The following is an 18,665-nucleotide window of genomic DNA, read 5'->3' as shown; positions in this document are numbered from 1 at the left end:
GGTAGGCGCGACGCACCGCGGCTGACGCGTCCGGCGGCTTGGGTTTTGATCGACCCGCTGCGGAACGATGTTGCGCTGCACAATGTTGATAATGCCGAAGAGGTCGCCGTGCGCCCTCCCTTTCCCAAGAAGATCTCATGAACCAGCTCACTGCCAGGCTGCCGGCCGGCGGCAAGACATCGCGCCCCGCCGGCGCGCTCCCGCTCAAGGCCGGGGTCGCCGCCATCGCCATCAGCGCCTTGACCGCGGCTGCGGTCGGAAATCACCTGGCGGCCAAGCGGACGGAACGGCGCAGACCGCCGACAGGCCGTTTTGTCACCGTGGACGGGGTTCGCCTGCACTACCAGGAGCGCGGACAAGGGCCGACGCTGGTTCTGGTCCATGGGAACGGGGTCAGTTCCGAAGATTACGTGCTCTCCGGCCTGTTCGACGCGCTGGCGCAACGCTACCGCGTCATCGCCTTCGATCGGCCGGGCTTCGGTTACAGCGAACGGCCGCGGAACCGTCCCTGGACGGCGCAAGACCAGGCGCGGCTGCTGCTCGGCGCGATGAGCGTCTTGGACGCCGAAGAGGCGGTTCTTGTCGCCCACTCCTGGGGAACGCTCGTCGCTCTGCAGGCGCAGCTGGCCGCGCCGGAACGCATCCGCGGCCTGGTGCTGATGTCGGGCTACTACTGGCCGACGGCGCGCATCGATGCGCCCTTGCTGGGGGCTCCCGCGATCCCCGGGCTGGGCGACGTGATCCGGGTTACCGCGTCCCCCCTGATCGGGCGGCTGATGATGCCGCTCATGCTCAAGCAGATGTTCTCCCCCGCCAAGGTTCCGGAACACTTCCGGCAGGGCTTTGCGTCCGACATGTCGCTGCGGCCTTCGCAGCTACGGGCGACGGCCGCCGACACCGCCATGATGCCGCTGGAGGCCGGTAAGCTGGCGCCGCAGCTGACGGCGGTGGTGGGCCCGGTTCTGGTGATAAGCGGCGACGGCGACAAGATCGTCAGCTGCGAGCATCAATCCCGGCGGCTGGCCCGCGAACTGCTTGGCGGCGAGATCCAGGTGATCGAGGGCGCCGGCCACATGTTGCACCACACCGCGCCGCAGGTTGTCGCCCAAGCCATCCTGGGCTTCCTGCGCCAGATTGCGATGGAGCCCGGCCTTGGCGGCGAACGTCACCCCGAGCCGGAGCCCCGGCGGGTCGCCGAGTCCCTGCCGGCCTGACCGTGCGCTCTGGACGATGTGGCGGGTGCAGGAGTCGTCTATCACCGCAGGGGTGGAACAGGAGACAGGCCGGGGGAAGGTGTTCTTCGCCGCACCCGGTCGCGTCAAATCGATGAGCTCAGGCCTTTTCGACGTGGACGAATCCAATTGCCTCCTGAGGCGGTACCAAGCGAGCGAAGAGGCAGCGGGCACCTAGTCGAGCCGGCGGTGCCAGAGCCATCCTTCGGACGGGCTCCCGCCTTTGGGTCCATGGTCGATCGCGAGCCTGCCGGGCCGGGCGTGTGGAAGGACGCGCCTCCGGCGCGTCGCGCCGCGGCCGGCCCTGCGGGCCGGTCCTTGAGACGCCTGACCCGGCAGGCAAACTGGCCGCCATGGCCTTAAGCACAGGACCGGGCCGCCTTCCCACCCCCTCTCCCGCTCGCGGGAGAGGCCGGGTGAGGGCGGCGCCGTCACCGGCCCCAGCCGCTCCCGTTGGACCCGCGCGCACACCCCACCCGGGTCCAACACCCGCGCGACCCCACCGCCCGAGCCGCCCTCACCCAGCCTCTCCCGCAAGCGGGAGAGGAGGGGAGGAACTTGGCGAGGCGAGCCGCCCATTCCCTCTCCCGCTTGCGGGAGAGGGCAGGGTGAGGGCGGGGCCGTCACCGGCCCCAGCCGCTCCCGTTGGACCCGCCCGCACACCCCGGGTCCAAGGCTCGCGCCAACCGCCGCCCGAGCCGCCCTCACCCAGCCTCTCCCGCAAGCGGGAGAGGAGGGGAGGAACTTCGCGAGGCGAGCCGCCCATTCCCTCTCCCGCTCGCGGGAGAGGGCAGGGTGAGGGCGGCGCCGTCACCGGCCCCAGGCGCTCCCGTTGGACCCGCGCGCGCACCCCGGGTCCAACACCCGCGCGACCCCCGCCGGCCGAGCCGCCCTCACCCAGCCTCTCCCGCAAGCGGGAGAGGAGCAGGCGCCCCCACAGAAAAACCCCTCCGCCATCTCTGACGGAGGGGTTCTCGCATTCCCCCAAGCCCCTCGGCCCCCACGCCGCGCGCGAGGGCCGAAAGCTCAGTCTCGTCCTCAGTACCCCTGGATCTTCGCGTAGCGATCCCGGTGGAAGGCCTGGTTGCCGAAGGCCGCCTCCGCCGCCCGGGCGCGCTTCAGGTAGAAGCCGGCGTCGTGGGCGTCGGTCATGCCGATGCCGCCGTGCATCTGGACCATCTCGTTGGACACCAGGTGGAAGGTGTCGCCCATCTTGGCCTTGGCCAGGCTGACCAGCTCGGGCACGTCCGGGGTGTCGTTGTCGATGGCCGCCAGCGCCGCCTCGACCGCCGAGCGCGCCAGCTCCAGGTCGGTGAACATCTTGGCCGCGCGGTGCTGCAGGGCCTGGAAGGAGCCGATCACCTGGCCGAACTGCACGCGGGTCTTCAGGTAGTCCAGCGTGGTCTCGAAGGCCTGGGTGGCCGCGCCGAGCATCTCGGCCGACAGACCGGCGCGCACGCGGTCCAGCACCTTCTCCAGCGTCTGGGCGCCGCCCGACAGCTTCTCGGCGGGGGCGCCGTCGAAGCTGACGTTTGCCGCGCCGCGGCTGTCGGCCAGCACCAGGCGCTGGCGGGTGACGCCCGGCCCGTCGGCGCGCACCAGGTAGAGGCTGATCTCCGAGCCTTCCTTCGCCGAGACCACGAAGACGTTGGCGGCCATGCCTTCCAGCACGAAGGTCTTCTTGCCGGTCAGCTTGCCGCCGGAGACGGTCGCCTCGACCTTTTCCGGATTGTGGTGCGGGCCCTCGTCGACGGCGAGCGCGCCCACCGCCGAGCCTTCGGCGATCTTCGGCAGCCACTCGGACTTCTGCTCTTCCGAGCCGCCGAGGATCAGGGCCGAGGCCGCGCCCAGGCCGGACGCCAGCAGCGGCGAGGCGGTGAGCGTGCGGCCGAGCTCTTCCAGGATCAGGCCCAGCGACAGGTAGCCGAAGTTCGACCCGCCGAAGTCTTCCGGGATGATCACCCCGGCCCAGCCCATCTCCGCCATCTCGTTCCAGGCGGCGGCGTCATAGCCCAGCTCCACGCCGGAATCCCGCATCTTGCGGAAGGCGGTGACCGGGCTCTTTTCCTGGACCCAGCTCTTCGCCGCGTCCTTCAGCATGCTCTGTTCTTCGTTCAGAACGGCCATCTTGGTGTCTTTCCTCGAACTTTATTCCGCTCATCCCGGCGAAAGCCGGGACCCAAGCTTCAGTTGAAAAAGGTCCCTTCGCGGCCGCCGCCCCACCGAGCCTCCGCTTGGATCCCGGCTTTCGCCGGGAGGAGCGGAGTGGGGAGCCGGCGGCGCCCTGCCTTCGCCGCCAGAAAGCCCGGCGTGACGCGAAGGAAGGGAAGGGGGTGGTCCATCATCAGTGCTGCGTCAGGTCCGGCAGGCCCAGGATGCGCTTGGAGATGATGTTGTTCTGCACCTCGTGGCTGCCGCCGTAGATCGTGGTGGCCTTGCCGCCCAGCCAGCCGCGCACGGCGGCCAGCTCCTCGGCGGTGAAGGCGTCGCCCTCCCAGCCCAGGCCCTGCGTGCCCATGATCTCCAGCGTCAGCTCGGCGCGGTCCTGCATCACCTTGGTGCCGGCGTTCTTCATGATCGAGGTCGCCGCGCTCGGGCCCTGGTTGCCCTTGCTCTCCAGCATGGCGCGCACGGCGGTCTGCTGGAAGGCGCGGGCCTCCATCTCGTTCAGGATGATGCGGGTGCGCAGGTCGCTGTCGGCGATGCGGCCGTCCTCGTCGAGGCCGACGTACTCCTTGGCCAGCTGCACCGGCCCGCGGCCCATGCCCATCCGGCCGCCGCCGCCGGCGCCCGACAGGCCCGAGCGCTCGTGCTGCAGCAGGCGCTTGGCGATGGTCCAGCCGCCGTTCAGCGGGCCCACCAGCTGGTCCTTCTCCACCCGCACGTCGGTGAGGAAGGTTTCGCAGAACGGGCTGTTGCCGCTGATCAGCTTGATCGGGCGGACTTCCACGCCGGGCGTCTTCATGTCGAACAGCACGAAGGAGATGCCCTCGTGCTTCTTCGACGTGTCGGTGCGCACCAGGCAGAAGCACCAGTCGGCGTATTGCGCGCCGCTCGTCCAGATCTTCTGGCCGTTCACCAGGTAATGGTCGCCCTTGTCCTCGCAGCGAGTCTGTAGAGAGGCAAGATCAGAGCCGGCGCCCGGCTCGCTGAAGCCTTGGCACCACTGAATCTCACCTTTGCAGATGGCCGGGATGTGCTGCTGCTTCTGCGCCTCGTTACCATATTCCAGCAGCGTCGGGCCGAACATCATCACGCCCATGCCGCCGATCGGGTTGTAGGCGCCCGCCCGGTTCAGCTCCTGCTGCAGCACCCGCGCCTCGGCCGGGGAGAGCCCGCCGCCGCCGTACTGCTTCGGCCAGGTGGGGGTGCCCCAGCCCTTCTCGCCCATCGCCTTGCGCCAGGCTTCCTGGTCGGCCGAGGGCTTGGTGCGCTCCTCGCGCATCATGGGGTTCGGCTGGCCCTTCAGGCTCGCCGGGAAATTCGCCTCGATCCAGCTCCGGGCTTCCGTCCGGAACCCCTCGAGATCGCCGCCTCCAAAATCCGCCATTCAAATCGCTCCGAAAATAAGCTCGTTCAAATTCATCCCGCTCATCCCCGCGAACGCGGGGACCCAGGCTTTTTCTGTTCGGTCTTTATACTCCGAGCAGCCCTGGAACGCAGAACCTGTCGACACAAAAGACACCTGGATCCCCGCCTTCGCGGGGACGAGCGGCGAGAGGCTCATCGGCTCTGCGTCAGCTCCGGCAGCCCCAGGATGCGCTTGGAGATGATGTTGTTCTGGATCTCCGTGGAGCCGCCGAAGATGGTGAAGGCCTTGGCCGAGAGCATGGCCCGGGTGGCCTGCAGCTCCTCCGGCTTGAAGCCCTCGCCCTCCCAGCCCAGGCCCTGGTGGCCGAAGATCTCCACCAGCAGCTCCTGGCGCTCCTGGCCGGCCTTCATCGAGGCGTTCTTCATGATCGAGGTGGCGGCGCTGGGGCCCTGGTTGCCCTTGGCCTCCACCGCGATGCGGCGCGCAGTCAGCTGCACCAGCCGGTTGGCCATCTCGTGCTGGGTGATCCGGCTGCGCAGGTCGCGGTCGGCCAGGCGTCCGGTCCGGTCGACGCCCACGTAGTCCTTGGCGACTTCGTGGACCGGCGCGGGCGCGGGGCCGTTCTGCCGGTTCCCCATGCCGTTGCGCTCGAACTGCAGCAGCCGCTTGCCGATGGTCCAGCCGCCGTTCAGCGGCCCGACCAGGTTCTCCTTCGGCACCTTCACATCGGTGAAGAAGGTCTCGCAGAACGGGCTGTTGCCGGCGATCAGCCGGATCGGCCGGGCCTCGACGCCCGGGCTCTTCATGTCGATCAGAACAAAGCTGATGCCTTCGTGCTTCTTTGTATTGTCCGTCCGAACAAGACAGAAGCACCAGTCTGCGTATTGGGCGCCGCTCGTCCAGATTTTCTGGCCGTTGACGAGGAAGTGGTCGCCCTTGTCTTCTGCCTTCGTCTGCAGGCTGGCCAGGTCTGAACCTGCACCGGGCTCGCTGAAACCTTGGCACCAGCGGATCTCACCTCTGACGATCGGCGGGATGTGCTGCTGCTTCTGCGCCTCATTGCCGTATTCCAGCAGGGTCGGGCCGAACATCGAGATGCCCATGCCGGCGATGGGGTTCACCGCGCCCATGCGGTTCATCTCGTCGGCCAGGACCCGGGCCTCGGCCGAGCTCAGCCCGCCGCCGCCGTACTGTTTGGGCCAGGTGGGGGCGCCCCAGCCCTTCTCGGCCATCCGCTGCTTCCAGACGGCGAAGTCGCCGGTGGGCGCGGCGGGGCTCTGGGCCGCGGCCTGCTGGGCGTCGGTGTCCGACGCCAGGCTCTTGGGGAAGTTCTCGTCCAGCCAGGCGCGGGCTTCCGCGCGGAAGGCGTCCAGATCGGCGCCGCCGAAATCCGCCATCACCAATCCTCCCAATGAATTCAATATGTTCTTATCGTTATAGCCCTATCGTACCACGGCCTTCCGCAGAGTCAGCCCTTCTGCGGGTCTGGCAGGCCCAGCACCCGCTTGGAGACGACGTTCAGGTTGATCTCCGAGGTGCCGCCCTCGATGGAGTTGCCCTTGGACCGGAGCATGGTGCGCAGGGCCGCCAGCTCCACGTCGCGGAAGCCCTCGCCCTCCCAGCCCAGGCCCTGGTGGCCGATGGCCTCGACGATCAGCTCGTTGCGGTCCTGGGCCAGCTTGGCGCCGGCGTACTTCATGATCGAGGCGGTGTTGGAGGGGCCCGCGCCACCCTTGGCCTCGTCGGCCGCCCGGCGCACCGTCAGCTGGAAGGCCTTGGCCTCCATCAGGTGCTCGGTCACCCGGCGGCGCAGGTCGCCGTCGGCCAGCCGGCCGTCCTCGAAGGCGGCGTATTCCTTGATCGCGTCCAGCACGGTCAGCGCATGCACCGGCGCCCCGATCGAGCCGCCGCCCAGCCCGGCCGAGATGTTGTCGCGCTCGAACTGCAGCAGCCGCTTGGCCACCGTCCAGCCGCCGTTCAGCGGCCCGAACAGCTGGTCCTTGGGGACCCGCACGTCGGTGAAGAAGGTCTCGCAGAAGGGCGAGGTGCCGTTGATCAGCCGGATCGGGCGGACCTCGACGCCCGGGCTAGTCATGTCGATCAGCAGGAAGGAGATGCCCTCGTGCTTCTTGGCTGACGGATCCGTCCGTACAAGGCAGAAGCACCAGTCGGCGAGGTTGGCGCCGCTTGTCCACACCTTCTGCCCACTGACTAAATAGTGGTCGCCCTTGTCTTCGGCCCGGGTCTGCAGGCTGGCCAGGTCCGAGCCGGCGCCCGGTTCGGAGTAGCCCTGGCACCAGCGCACTTCGCCGGTGATGATGCCGGGCAGGTGCTGGCGCTTCAGCTCTTCCGTTCCGTACTCGATGAGCGTCGGGCCGAACATCATCACGCCCATGCCGCCGATCGGGTTGCGGGCGCCCACCTTGGCCATCTCTTCGTGGAGGACGCGGGCCTCCTGCCGGGATAGGCCGCCGCCGCCGTACGCCTTCGGCCAGGTGGGGGTGCCCCAGCCCTTCTCCCCCATGGCGCGGCGCCAGGCTCGGGCCGCGTCGCTCTCGGGCCTGGCCTGCATCTTGGCCAGCTGGGCGTCAGGGTCCTTGGCGAGCTCCTTCGGGAAGTTCGCCTCGAGCCAGTTGCGGGCCTCGGCCCGGAAGGTCTCCACGTCGCCGCCGAAGTCCGCCATCGCCTTGGTCTCCGCTTACTTGGGGTCGGGCAGGCCGAGCACCCGCTTGGCCACCACGTTGAGGTTCACCTCGCTGGTGCCGCCCTCGATCGAGTTGGCCTTGGTGCGCAGCCAGCCGCGCACGGCGGTCAGCTCCGGGGTGCTGAACCCCTCGCCGGACCAGCCCAGGCCCTGGCTGCCCATGGCCTCGATCATCAGCTCCGACCGCTCCTTGGCCAGCTCCGCCGCCGCGTACTTGATGATCGATGTCGCCGCGCTCGGCCCGTTGCCGGCCCGGCTCTCCGCCGCCGACCGGGCGATGGTCAGCCGCAGCGCCTGGAAGTCCATCTTGTTCTTGGTGATCTTCGACCGCAGCTCGCCGCCGTCGTAGGCCAGCGCATCATAATGCTTGGCGATGTTGGCCAGGTCGCCCGATGCGCCCCCCGCCGACCCGCCCTCGCCGAACCCGGCCGAGATGTTCTGCCGTTCGTACTGCAGGAGACGCTTGGCGATCTCCCACCCGCCGTTCAGCCGGCCCACGAGGTTTCCCTTGGGAATTCTCACCTCGGTGAAAAAGGTCTCGCAGAACGGGCTCTCCCCGCTGATCAGCCGGATCGGCCGGGTCTCGACCCCCGGCGTCCGCATGTCGATCAGGACGAACGAGATCCCCTCGTGCTTCTTGGTCTGATCGGTCCTGACCAGGCAGAAGCACCAGTCGGCTTTGTCGGCGTAGGACGTCCACACCTTCTGGCCGTCGATTTGCCAGTGGTCTCCCTTGTCCTCGCAACGCGTGGCGAGGCTGGCCAGGTCGGACCCGGCGCCGGGCTCCGAGTAGCCCTGGCACCAGCGGATCTCGCCCCGGACGATCTTCGGCAGGTGCTCCTTCTTCTGCTCCTCGTTGGCGTATTCGAGCAGCACGGGGCCCAGCATCCAGATGCCGAACGACAGCAGGGCCGGGCGGTAGCCGCCGCGGGCCAGCTCCTGGTCCAGCACCCGCGCCTCGGCCGGCGACAGGCCGCCGCCGCCGTACTCCTTCGGCCAGGTCGGGGCGGTCCAGCCCTTGTCGGCCATCCGGCGCTGCCAGACGATCTGTGGATCCTCAGCCTTATCGGCGAACGCCCGGCCGCCCCACACGGCCTCAGCATCGGTGCGGGCGTTCGGGTCCCTGAGCTCCGCCGGGTAGTTCGCCTCGAGCCAGGCGCGCACCTCCGTGCGGAAGGCGTCCAGCTCGGCGCCGCCGAAGTCGGCCATGGCCTCCTCCCAAACTCTTTCTGAAAACCGGGCCGCCACCTTAGCGCTGGCGCCGCCGCGGGCAAGCGGAACCGAACAGTTGTTTGAGACCACCTGTCCCGCGCACGGCGCAGCATGGGTGCTATAAGGCGCCGATGCGCATCCTCCGGGACCTGAAGCCCGCCGCCTTCGCCGCCGCCCCCTGGACTGCGGCCGTGCTGACCATGGCGGCCGGCGCCATGCTGCTGGCGTCGGGCGCCACGCCATCCGAGCCGTTCCGCTTCGTACGCCTGATGGAGCTGACCCCGGTCTTCCTGATCGAGATCAGCCACTTCCTGGACAGCGTGCTGGGGCTGGCGCTGGTGCTGGTCGCTTTCGGCCTCCGCGCGCGGCTGGACGCCGCCTGGGCGGCGACCATGGCCCTTCTGCTCACGGCCGCCTCGCTGTCCCTGCTGAAGGGCCTGAACTGGGAGGAGACGGTGACCCTGGTGGCGATCGCCGTCCTCCTGGCGCCCTTCCGCGGGGCCTTCCCTCGCACGGCGCGCCTGACGCGGATGGAGATCACGCCCGGGTGGCTGGTGTCCGCCTTCTGCGCGGTGGCGGGCGCCGGGCTGCTGGGGCTCTGGTCCTACGAGAATGCCGACTATGGCGAGATGCCGTGGTGGCGGGTGATGGCCGACGACGACGCCGCCCGCTCGGTTCGCGCCTGGGCCGGGGCCGCCATCGCCCTTTTGGCGTTCGGCCTCTGGCGGCTGTTCGGCACGGCCGCCAAGCCGCCGGTGGTCGGCGAGGCCGACCCCGAGTTCCACCGCGTGCGCGAGATCCTCGCCGAGGCCGAGGTTGCGGAGCCGGGCTCCAACCTCGCCCTGCTGGGCGACAAGCGCTTCCTGTTCTCGGCGAGCGGCCGCAGCTTCCTGATGTTCGGCGTGCGCGGCCGCAGCTGGGTCGCCCTGGGCGCGCCGGTCGGCCGGCACGATGAGCGGCAGGAGCTGGTCTGGCGGTTCCGGGAACTGGCCGACGCCCACGCCGCGCGTCCCGGCTTCTATGGTCTCTCCGCCGAGGACCTGCCGGAGATCGTCGAACTGGGGTTCTCCATTCAGAAGGTCGGCGAGTCCGCCCAGGTGCCCCTGGAAAGCTTCTCGATCGACGGGCGACGGCGGGGCAACCTGCGGCGCGCCTGGCGCAAGGCCGGCGAGGACGGCTGCACCTTCCGCGTGCTCCAGGGTGAGGAGGTCCGCGCTCTGATCCCCGCCCTGAAGGCGATCTCCGACGACTGGCTGGAACGCCACGCTGGCGGCGAGAAAAGCTTCTCGATGGGCGGCTTCTCGCCAGCCTATGTCGCTGAGTTCCCGGTGGCGGTGGTGTTCTTCCAGGGGCAGCCGGTCGCCTTCGCCACCCTTTGGACCACCGCCCGGCGCAGCGCCTTCTCCATGGACCTGATGCGCTACGGCGAGGCCGCGCCACGCAACGTCATGGACTATCTGTTCGTGGAGCTCATCGCCTGGGGTCGGGCCGAGGGCTATGCGGCGTTCGACTTCGGCATGGCGCCGCTCGCCGGGCTCGACGACCGTCCGCTGGCGCCGATGATGTCCCGCGTGGGCAGGCTGCTCTTCGAGCGCGGGGAGGAGATCTACAATTTCCAGGGGGTCCGCCGCTACAAGGACAAGTACGACCCGCTCTGGCAGCCCCGCTACGTCGCCGCCCCGCACCGCCTGTCGATACCCCTGCTGCTGGCGGACATCGGCCTGCTCTCCTCCGGCGGCATCGCCAACCTGGCCAAGCGCCCGAAAAAGGAGCCGGCTCGCGAGCTGCCCGAGGCGGCCTAGCGGCCGGTCTGCACGCCCAGCAGGTTCACGGCGTGCACCAGCATGAGGATCAGGCCCACCGCCGCGGCCACCATGATGGGCCGCCAGGGCATCAGGCGCGGGCCCTTCAGCGGGTTTGGCGGCTGCGCCCCGCGCCAGCCGGCGAACACGGCCACGCCAAGGAAGGCCGCGGCGGCGGCGAAGGTGACGGTCAGGGTCATCTGCGACCGCATATCGCAGGCCGGGCGGCGTCCGGGAAGTCCACCCTCTCAGCCGCCTGCGAACATCCACAGGACAGAGGCCTCAGACGCAACATGTAGCGTTAAGGTCGCGTTTACACCCCCAGGAATCGGTGCGTACGCTCTTCGTAGTACCTGGAGAACGATTCTATGACGGCGGGGGCGCCCTGGAGCGTTAAGGGGATCGACCCGAAGGCCCGCGAGGTCGCCAAGGACCTTGCGCGGCGTTCGGGGATGACTCTCGGCGAGTGGCTGAATCGCGTCATCCTCGAAGATGATGTAACGGAGGACGTGAGCTCCGACGACCACTACGCGGATCGTGCGCCGCGGCCGGCTGCGCCGCTGGCCCCTCCGCCGGCCCCACCGCCGCTCGCGATGGCCGATCCGCCGCGGCCGCGCCTGGTGGCCAGCACGCCGGCCGCGCCTGCGCCGCCTCCGCCGTCTACGCCCGATCTGCGGGCCGAGGACATGGCGCGCATCGCCTACGCGCTGGACCGGCTGACCGACCGGATCGAATCGTCCGAGACGCGGACCAGCCTGGCCATCTCGGGCGTGGAACACTCCGTCCGCGCCGCGGTGGCGCGCATCGAAGCCGCCGAGCGTGAGCACGCGGCGGTGGCCTCCCGCTTCGAAGGCGCGGTGGACCGTGTGGGCGCCGAGCAGGCCCGCGTCGGGGAGCGCCTGCGCCGGCTGGAGACCGAGGCCTCGGGGCCGCGGTCGGCCGAGGCGTTGCGCGTGCTCGAGCAGTCCGTCACCCGTGTGGCCGATCACGTCTATTCGGGCGAGGCCCGCACGCGCGAGCAGCTCGCCGCCATCGAGGCGCGGCTCGCCCGCGCCGAGGAAAGCGGCGGCCGCGATCCCGCGCCCTTGATCGAGGAGGTGGTCAGCCGCCTCGGCCAGCGGCTCGCCGCCGCCGAGGGGCGCACGGCCGAGTCGCTCGACAGCCTGCGCCGCTCGCTCGCCGCCCTCGACAGCCGCCTCGGCGGCGTGGAGGGACAGCCGGGCGAGACCGACCGCAAGCTCGAGGCCCTCGCCGCGAGCCTGTCGCAGAGGGTGGAAGCCGTCCGCGCCGAGATCGCCGACAAGCTGAAGGACACCGCCAACGGCCGTGTCGATGAACGTTTCGCCGAGCTCACGCGCCAGGTGCAGGCCGCCGAGCAGCGCTCCGCCCAGGCCGTGGAGCGCATGGGCCGTGAGGTCATCAGCATCGCCGAGGCCTTCAACCGCCGCCTGCAGTCCTCCGAGACCCGCAGCGCGGAGGCGATCGCCAAGGTTGGCGGCGAGATGGCGCGCATCGCCGGCGCGGTCGAGCAGCGCCTCGGCGCCGCCGAGCAGGTCCAGGCCGACGCGCTCGAGAAGCTCTCCGCCGAGATCGGCAAGATCACCGAGCGGCTGACCGACCGCATGCTGCAGTCCGAGCGTCGCGCGGCCCAGGCCATCGACGATGTCGGCGAGCAGGTCAGCCGCGTCACCGAGCGCATCGAGCAGCGCCACGAGCGCGTCGCCAGCGACGTGGCCGAACGGCTGCGTCAGAGCGAGGAGCGCACCTCGCGACTGCTCGAAGAGGCCAACGAACGGCTCGAGCAGAAGCTCGCGGCGCTCGCGCCGCGCCCGGCCCCGGTCGAAGATGCGCCCCTGACATCCACCGCCGCCTTCGGGCCGGAGCTGTTCTCGCGCGCCGAGCCGCTGGAGCCCATCGAACTGGTGGACGAGGTCTCGTCGCGCGCGGCCCCCGCGTCGGCGTTCGAGGCGGCCGACTTCGCGCCGATCCCGGAGCCGGAAGAGGACCTGTTCGGCCTCGATCAACCCGAGCCGCCGCCGGCCGCCGAAACGGCGCCCGCCGAGGCCGACGCTCGGCCGCTCTCCACGCGCGAGGTGATCGACCAGGCTCGCGCCGCCGCCCGGGCTGCGGACTCCAGCCGTCCGCGCCTCCAGGTCAAGGCCCGCGCCAACTGGCGCGCCCAGCCGAAGCCGCCGCTGCCCCCGAAGGCGCCGCGGACGCGCGCCAACTCGACCCTGCAGACCGCCTTCATGATCGCCGGCGGCGCGGCCTTCCTGAGCGTCGGCGCCGCGGGCATGGTGCTGATGAACACCGGGACCTCCCGCGACGTGGTCGAGGCCTCGCCGTTCGGCGCCCCGCCCCGCGCCGCGGTGGCCATCGCGCCCCAGCCGATCGGCTCGGGCGCGCCCGAGCCCGCGCCGGCCAAGGCCGCGGCGCCAGCGGCGGCCCAGCAGGCCCAGCCCGCCCCGCTGTCGTCCCAGTACCTGGAGGCCCTCCGCGCGGTCGAGAAGGGCGAGCCTGGCGGGCTGGCCAAGATGAAGGCCGTCGCAGACGCCGACTATGCCCCGGCCCAGTTCTTCATGGGCAAGCTCTACGAGACCGGCCAGCGCGGCGTGGTGAAGAACCTCGCCGAGGCGCGCAAGTGGACCACCCGCAGCGCCATCAATGGCGAACCGCGCGGCATGCACAACCTGGCGCTCTACTACTTCGAAGGCACCGGCGGCCCGCAGGATCTCGCCTCCGCCGCCCGCTGGTTCCGCAAGGCCGCTGAGGCTGGCGTCGGCGACAGCCAGTACAACCTCGGCCTGCTCTACCAGGCCGGCAGCGGCGTGCCCCGCGACCTTGGCGAAGCGTACAAGTGGTTCAGCATCGCCGCCGAGGGCGGCGACGCCGCGGCCCGCGCCAGCGCCGTGGACCTCGAGAAAAAGCTGAGCCCGGCCCAACTGGCTGCCGCCGACCGCGCGGCCAGCGAGTTCCGCCCCGCCGGCCAGGTGGCGCAGAGGGCCCCGGCGAGCCCGCCGGTGTCGCTGGCGTCGGCGCAGCGGATCCTCGGCCGGCTGGGCTACTACAAGGGTCCGGCGAACGGAGCCGCCTCACGCGAGTTCAGCCTTGCGGTCTCGGCCTACCAGCGCGATCAGGGGCTGGCCGCCACCGGCCAGCTCGACCGCAGCACGTCACAGCGGCTCTCGGTGTTCACGCGCTGACCGGCACCGGCGGCCTCGGTTCATGAGGCGCTGAGGATTGGACATCTACCTGCCCATCGCCGAGGTCTCGGTGAACGCGCCGCTGCTGGTGGCGCTGGGCGCGCTGGTGGGCTTCATCTCCGGCCTGTTCGGCATCGGCGGCGGCTTCCTGATGACGCCGATGCTCGTCCTCCTGGGCATCCCGCCGGCGGTGGCCGTGGCCAGCATGTCGAACCACGTGGCGGCCTCCTCCATGTCGAGCGTGGTCGCCTACGGGCGCAACCGGGCGGTGGACTGGCGCATGGGCGGGGTGCTGGCCGCCGGCGGGATCGTCGGCGCGATCCTGGGCGTCGAGCTGTTCCGCTGGCTGCGCCTGCTCGGCCAGGCCGACCTGGTCGTGGCGCTCTCCTACCTGATCTTCCTGGGCGTGATCGGCGGCCTGATGCTGAGCGAGTCGGTCGGCGCGATCCTGCGCCGCCGCCGCGGCAAGCCGCCGCCGCCCCGGCGCGAGCGCCGGCCGGTGTGGCTGTATGGCCTGCCGCTCAAGGTCCGCTTTCCCCGCTCGCGGCTGTACATCAGCGTGATCCCGCCACTGGCGCTGGGCGCCTTCGTCGGCGTGCTGTCCGCGGTCATGGGGGTGGGCGGCGGCTTCGTCCTGGTGCCGGCCATGGTCTACATCTTGCGCATGCCGGCCCGCGTGGTGGTCGGCACCAGCCTGTTCCAGATCATCATCACCACCGCGCTCACGGGCGTCCTGCAGGCGGGCCGCAACCAGACGGTGGACATCGTGCTGGCCGGCCTGCTGCTGGTGGGCGGCGTCCTGGGCGCCCAGTACGGCGCGCGCGCCTCCGCGCGCTTCCGCGCCGAGGAGCTCCGCGCGCTGCTGGCCCTCATCGTCCTGGCGGTCGGCCTTCGCATGGGGCTGGGCCTCTTCATCCGTCCCGACGAGCCGTTCGTGCTGATGCAGGGCATGGCGGGATGACGCCCCCGGTCGCCCTGCCGCCTCCGGCCGCTGTCTCGGCGGCGCTGACCGAGACCGAGGTGCAGGTCTCCTCCAGCTTCCGCGGCGCCCGGATCGTGCTCTACGGCGCGGTGTTCGATCCGGCGCAACGGCCGGGCGACGTGGTGGTCATCGTACGCGGCCCGGAGCAGCCCGTCCGGATCGCCCGCAAGGTGCGGGTGGCGGGCCTGTGGCTCAACAGCCGGCCGGTGGTCTTCCAGGGCGCGCCCGGCTTCTACATCGCCGCCTCCACCCGGCCGCTCGACGACATCGCCCGCTTCCGCACCCTGCGGCGGCTGAACATCGGGGTCGACCACCTGCCGATCCGGGCGCCGGCCGAGCAGCGCGTGGAGACGCGCTACGGGGTGCGCGACGTGGTCGTCTCGAGCCTCGGCCCCGACTACCTGCTCTGGCGGCGCGCCGTCGTGCGGCTGAAGGAGCGCGCCGGCCTCTACGCCGCGGACGAGCACGGGGTGCGCTTCGTCGACCGTGGCCTGTTCCGCGCCGAGATCGCCCTCCCGGCGCAGGCGCCCACGGGCCGCTACGACGCCGACATCATCCTCTTCCAGGCGGGCGAGCCCGTCTCCATCAAGCGGCGGACGCTCTCCGTCGAGAAGGTGGGCGTCGAACGCACGCTCTATGTCTGGGCGCACCAGCGGCCGTGGAGCTACGGCCTGCTCTCCATGGCCCTGGCCCTGGCGATCGGCTGGGGGGCCAGCTTCGTGTTCCGGCGAAGCTAGTCGGGGCCCAGCGAGCGCCAGCCCACGGCGTGCACCCGTCCGCGGCCCAGAGCGCCGGCCATCGGCGGACGGGCGAACAGACCGGCGAAGGCCTTGTCGCGCACGTTCAGGCCGCCAGCATAGGCGCCGAAGGCCGGCAGGATCGCGCGTTCCGCATCCGTCACGAAGCAGCGCCGCCTGACGCTGCCCTTGGAGGCGCGCACCTTGGCGGCGGGGTGCAGGTGCCCGGCGACCTCGCCGGGCTGCGGTCCGGCCTGCGGCTCGTGCCGGAAGATGAGGCCTTCCAACTCCAGCTCGTCGACCGCGTCCCCGGGAAGGCGCTGCGGGCCGTCGGCGTCGTGGTTGCCGATCACCCAGATCAGGCGCAGGCCGGTCGCCAGGGCGCGAAGGCGCTCGGCGTCGTCCCCCGGTAGCCGGTCTTCCGAGCGCCGGTCGTGGAAGGTGTCCCCCAGGAGCACCACCGTCGCGGGCGACAGCGCCGCCACCTCGGCCTCCAGCCGGTCCAGCGTCTCGCGGGTGTCATAGGGCGGAAGCATCTGGCCGCGTGCGGCGTAGGCGGAGCCCTTTTCCAGGTGCAGATCGGCGACCACCAGGGTGCGCGACACCTCCAGCCACATGCCGCCCGACGGCCGCAGCATGACCTCGGCGGCCGCCACGCGTGTGCGCAGCGCGCCGCACGGGCTGTTGGCGAAATCGTAGACGTGTGCGGCGGCCGGAGCGGCCAGGGCAGGGGCGGCGGTCGTCAACTCAGGGCCTCGGCGATCAAGTCTTCTTCGGCTTCCGCCAGGATCATCTCGCCCGCGTGGCCCGGCGACCGCTCCTTGCCGATCTCAAGTAAGATCGGGACGGAGAAAGGCGAGAGGTGGTCCAGCGCCGCGTGGCGGATCTTTCCGCGGATGCGCGCCAACAGCCCGCCGAGCCGCGCCACGTCGATGAGGCCGGTCGCCGCATCTTCTCGCGCGCAACGGAGCAGCAGGTGGTCGGGCTGGTGGCGACGCAGCACGTCGTAGATGAGGTCCGTGGAGAAGGTGATCTGGCGGCCGGTCTTCTGCTCCGCGCCCGGGAAACGCCGCTCGATCAGCCCGGCGATGATCGCGCAGCCCTTGAAGGAGCGCTTCATCATGAAGCTCTCGTTCAGCCAGTCCTCGAGGTCGTCCCCCAGCATGTCCTGGGCGAACAGCTCGTCGAAGTCGAGCTCGTCCATGGGCTTCAACGCCCAGACCGCGAGGGCGTAGTCGTTGCAGACGAAGCCCAGCGGGCCGACCCCGGCGCGTTCCAGCCGACGGGTCAGCAGCATGGCCAGGGTCGTGTGCGCCAGGCGCCCGTCGAACGGGTAGCAGACCATGAAGTGACGCTTCCCGCGTGGGAAGGTCTCCAGCAGCATCTCCTCCTCCGCCGGGATGACCGAGCGGTCGCGCTGCGCCTCCAGCCACTCGCGAACGTCGGTGGGCAGCACCTGCCAGTGGTCCTGGTCGTACATCAGCTGGCGGACGCGCTGGGCGAGGTAGGTGGACAGCGCGAACTTCGAGCCGCCCCATGAGGGCATCTTCGGGTCCTTGTCGTTCGCCGGTCGCACGAGCACGTCGAGGTTGGTGACGCCGGCCAGCTCCCAGACCTGGCCCGCGAAGACGAAGGTCTCACCGGGCTCCAGCATCTCCAGCATGCCCTCCTCGACCTCGCCGATCTTGCGGCCGCCGCGGCCCCCGCGGGCGGCGATGCGCACCGAGAGCACCGCCGGCGACACGATCGCCCCCACGTTCAGCCGGTGACGCTGGGCGGTCTCCAGATTGCGCACCCGCCACTTGCCGTCCGGTCCCCGCACGATCCGGCGGAAGCGGTCGTAGGTCTTCAGCGCGTAGCCGCCGGTGGAGACGAAATCGACCACCTGCTCGAAGTCTTCCCAGGACAGGCCCCGGTACGGCCCCGCGCTCGTGACCTCGTCATAGAGCTCGACCATGTCGAAGGGCTCGGAACAGGCGCAGCCCATCACGTGCTGCGCCAGCACGTCGAGCGCCCCGATCCGCGGCGGATCGCCGTCCAGCTTGTGCTCGGCTATGGCCTCCCGCGCCGCCTGGCACTCCAGCATCTCGAAGCGGTTCGCGGGCACGAAGATCGCCTGGCTGGGCTCGTCCAGCCGGTGGTTCGCCCGGCCGATGCGCTGGACCATGCGAGAGGCGCCCTTCGGGCTGGCCAGCTGGATCACCAGGTCCACGTCGCCCCAGTCGATGCCGAGGTCCAGGGTGGAGGTGCAGACCACCGCCCGCAGTTCGCCGCGCGCCATGGCGGCCTCCACCCGGCGCCGCTGCTCGGCCGCGAGGCTCCCGTGGTGGAGCGCGATCGGCAGCGAGTCCTCGTTCAACCGCCAGAGCTCCTGGAAGGCGAACTCGGCCTGAAAGCGGGTGTTCACGAACACCAGCGCCGTGCGGCTCTTCTTGATGACCTCGTAGACCTCGGCCATGGCGTGCTGGGCGGTGTGCCCGGCCCAGGGCACGCGGCCCTCGGACAGCAGGACGTCGACCACCGGCTCGGCGCCGCCCGGCCCGCGCACCAGGTCGATGCTCTCCGGCCCGGCTGGCCCCGCCATCCAGCGCTTGATCACCTCCGGATCGTCGACGGTGGCCGAGAGGCCAACGCGGCGCATATTCGGGGCGAGCTGCTGCAGTCGCGCCAGGTCCAGCGCGAGCAGGTCGCCGCGCTTGGAGGAGTGGAGGGTGTGGATCTCGTCCAGCACCACGCACCGCAGGCTCTCGAAATAGGCCCGGGCGCCTTCCCAGGCGCAGAGCAGGGCCAGCTGCTCGGGCGTGGTCAGCAGGATGTCCGGCGGCTTCACGCGCTGGCGCTGACGCCGCGAGATCCCGGTGTCGCCGGTCCGGCTCTCGGCCACCACCGGCAGGCTCATCTGCAGGATGGGGGCGTTGAGGTTCCGCTCCACATCGACGGCGAGCGCCTTCAGCGGCGAGATGTAGAGGGTGTGCAGGCCGGTGGGCGCATTGGCCGGCGGCCGCTCCGAGATTTCGATCAGGCTCGGCAGGAAGCCGGCCAGGGTCTTGCCCCCGCCGGTGGGGGCGATCAGCAGGGCGTCCCGGCCGGCGCGGGCGCGATCGATCATCCCAAGCTGGTGGGCGCGCGGGCTCCAGCCGCGCTTCGCGAACCAGTCGGCGAAGCGGGGTGGCAGCAGGTCGGAAGCGGGGACCGCGGCGTCGGCCATCGCTCGCCTATAGCATGTTCCCGTTCCGTTTCACGAGCAGCCTGATCGCTTGC

Annotated in this window: 13 protein-coding genes; 5 read left to right on the top strand and 8 right to left on the bottom strand. The window is 70.6% G+C overall.

What is annotated here, in order from left to right; genetic code table 11:
- Window positions 1–137: 137 nt before the first annotated feature.
- Window positions 138–1,214 (top strand): alpha/beta fold hydrolase, encoded by a 1,077-nt coding sequence (locus VIL67_RS13285; RefSeq protein WP_332049378.1) that lies wholly within the window; start codon window positions 138–140, stop codon window positions 1,212–1,214.
- A 1,056-nt stretch (window positions 1,215–2,270) separates the two neighbouring features.
- Here VIL67_RS13285 and VIL67_RS13280 read toward each other — a convergent pair.
- From VIL67_RS13280 to VIL67_RS13260, 5 genes are all read right to left on the bottom strand, one after another.
- The gene (locus VIL67_RS13280) at window positions 2,271–3,359 is read right to left on the bottom strand and encodes an acyl-CoA dehydrogenase family protein (protein WP_332049377.1); all 1,089 of its coding nucleotides are present in this window, start codon (window positions 3,357–3,359) and stop codon (window positions 2,271–2,273) included.
- 217 nt (window positions 3,360–3,576) lie between these two features.
- Window positions 3,577–4,782: an acyl-CoA dehydrogenase family protein gene (locus VIL67_RS13275; protein ID WP_332049376.1), complete on the bottom strand. Its 1,206-nt coding sequence runs from the start codon at window positions 4,780–4,782 to the stop codon at window positions 3,577–3,579.
- A 173-nt stretch (window positions 4,783–4,955) separates the two neighbouring features.
- A complete protein-coding gene (locus tag VIL67_RS13270) occupies window positions 4,956–6,161 on the bottom strand; it encodes an acyl-CoA dehydrogenase family protein (RefSeq protein ID WP_332049375.1) in 1,206 nt (401 codons plus the stop codon).
- A gap of 71 nt (window positions 6,162–6,232) precedes the next feature.
- The gene (locus VIL67_RS13265) at window positions 6,233–7,447 is read right to left on the bottom strand and encodes an acyl-CoA dehydrogenase family protein (protein WP_332049374.1); all 1,215 of its coding nucleotides are present in this window, start codon (window positions 7,445–7,447) and stop codon (window positions 6,233–6,235) included.
- Between the two features lie 15 nt (window positions 7,448–7,462).
- Window positions 7,463–8,677 carry an acyl-CoA dehydrogenase family protein gene (locus tag VIL67_RS13260; protein ID WP_332049373.1) on the bottom strand — a complete coding sequence of 405 codons (1,215 nt, stop codon included), beginning with the start codon at window positions 8,675–8,677 and terminating at the stop codon, window positions 7,463–7,465.
- Window positions 8,678–8,811: 134 nt separating this feature from the next.
- Here VIL67_RS13260 and VIL67_RS13255 point away from each other — a divergent pair, with 134 nt between their 5' ends.
- Window positions 8,812–10,482, top strand: coding sequence for a bifunctional lysylphosphatidylglycerol flippase/synthetase MprF (locus tag VIL67_RS13255; RefSeq protein ID WP_332049372.1), 1,671 nt, complete (start codon window positions 8,812–8,814; stop codon window positions 10,480–10,482).
- Here VIL67_RS13255 and VIL67_RS13250 read toward each other — a convergent pair.
- Complete coding sequence (locus tag VIL67_RS13250; RefSeq protein WP_332049371.1) at window positions 10,479–10,682, bottom strand: hypothetical protein; 204 nt, start codon at window positions 10,680–10,682, stop codon at window positions 10,479–10,481. The two genes, VIL67_RS13255 and VIL67_RS13250, sit on opposite strands and share 4 nt — an antisense overlap.
- Before the next feature lie 168 nt (window positions 10,683–10,850).
- Here VIL67_RS13250 and VIL67_RS13245 point away from each other — a divergent pair, with 168 nt between their 5' ends.
- From VIL67_RS13245 to VIL67_RS13235, 3 genes are read left to right on the top strand one after another with little or no spacing between them, the layout of a single operon-like run.
- Window positions 10,851–13,685 carry a peptidoglycan-binding protein gene (locus VIL67_RS13245; RefSeq protein ID WP_332049370.1) on the top strand — a complete coding sequence of 945 codons (2,835 nt, stop codon included), beginning with the start codon at window positions 10,851–10,853 and terminating at the stop codon, window positions 13,683–13,685.
- A 37-nt stretch (window positions 13,686–13,722) separates the two neighbouring features.
- Complete coding sequence (locus tag VIL67_RS13240; protein ID WP_332049369.1) at window positions 13,723–14,646, top strand: sulfite exporter TauE/SafE family protein; 924 nt, start codon at window positions 13,723–13,725, stop codon at window positions 14,644–14,646.
- Window positions 14,643–15,404 (top strand): TIGR02186 family protein, encoded by a 762-nt coding sequence (locus tag VIL67_RS13235; RefSeq protein ID WP_332049368.1) that lies wholly within the window; start codon window positions 14,643–14,645, stop codon window positions 15,402–15,404. The genes VIL67_RS13240 and VIL67_RS13235 overlap by 4 nt, the downstream gene beginning before the upstream one ends.
- Here the strand turns inward: VIL67_RS13235 and pdeM are convergent.
- Entirely contained in the window at window positions 15,401–16,150 is a 750-nt protein-coding gene (pdeM, locus tag VIL67_RS13230; RefSeq protein ID WP_414696207.1) for a ligase-associated DNA damage response endonuclease PdeM, read from the bottom strand. The two genes, VIL67_RS13235 and pdeM, sit on opposite strands and share 4 nt — an antisense overlap.
- Window positions 16,147–18,612, bottom strand: a complete 2,466-nt coding sequence (locus VIL67_RS13225) for a ligase-associated DNA damage response DEXH box helicase (RefSeq protein ID WP_332049367.1) — start codon at window positions 18,610–18,612, stop codon at window positions 16,147–16,149. The genes pdeM and VIL67_RS13225 overlap by 4 nt, the downstream gene beginning before the upstream one ends.
- Window positions 18,613–18,665 lie beyond the last annotated feature (53 nt).

The organism is Phenylobacterium sp. (genome assembly GCF_036563385.1).
GTDB lineage: Bacteria > Pseudomonadota > Alphaproteobacteria > Caulobacterales > Caulobacteraceae > Phenylobacterium.
Note: the sequence above shows the minus strand (reverse complement) of the source record. Positions and strands in the feature narration are given on the sequence as shown.

What these genes read in the sequence shown, in the direction of transcription:
- VIL67_RS13225 (WP_332049367.1), bottom strand. Translation starts at nt 18,612, where the DNA reads ATGGCCGACGCCGCGGTCCCCGCTTCCGACCTGCTGCCACCCCGCTTC.
- VIL67_RS13250 (WP_332049371.1), bottom strand. Translation starts at nt 10,682, where the DNA reads ATGACCCTGACCGTCACCTTCGCCGCCGCCGCGGCCTTCCTTGGCGTG.
- VIL67_RS13245 (WP_332049370.1), top strand. Translation starts at nt 10,851, where the DNA reads ATGACGGCGGGGGCGCCCTGGAGCGTTAAGGGGATCGACCCGAAGGCC.
- VIL67_RS13280 (WP_332049377.1), bottom strand. Translation starts at nt 3,359, where the DNA reads ATGGCCGTTCTGAACGAAGAACAGAGCATGCTGAAGGACGCGGCGAAG.
- VIL67_RS13255 (WP_332049372.1), top strand. Translation starts at nt 8,812, where the DNA reads ATGCGCATCCTCCGGGACCTGAAGCCCGCCGCCTTCGCCGCCGCCCCC.
- VIL67_RS13235 (WP_332049368.1), top strand. Translation starts at nt 14,643, where the DNA reads ATGACGCCCCCGGTCGCCCTGCCGCCTCCGGCCGCTGTCTCGGCGGCG.
- VIL67_RS13260 (WP_332049373.1), bottom strand. Translation starts at nt 8,677, where the DNA reads ATGGCCGACTTCGGCGGCGCCGAGCTGGACGCCTTCCGCACGGAGGTG.
- VIL67_RS13270 (WP_332049375.1), bottom strand. Translation starts at nt 6,161, where the DNA reads ATGGCGGATTTCGGCGGCGCCGATCTGGACGCCTTCCGCGCGGAAGCC.
- VIL67_RS13275 (WP_332049376.1), bottom strand. Translation starts at nt 4,782, where the DNA reads ATGGCGGATTTTGGAGGCGGCGATCTCGAGGGGTTCCGGACGGAAGCC.
- VIL67_RS13265 (WP_332049374.1), bottom strand. Translation starts at nt 7,447, where the DNA reads ATGGCGGACTTCGGCGGCGACGTGGAGACCTTCCGGGCCGAGGCCCGC.
- VIL67_RS13285 (WP_332049378.1), top strand. Translation starts at nt 138, where the DNA reads ATGAACCAGCTCACTGCCAGGCTGCCGGCCGGCGGCAAGACATCGCGC.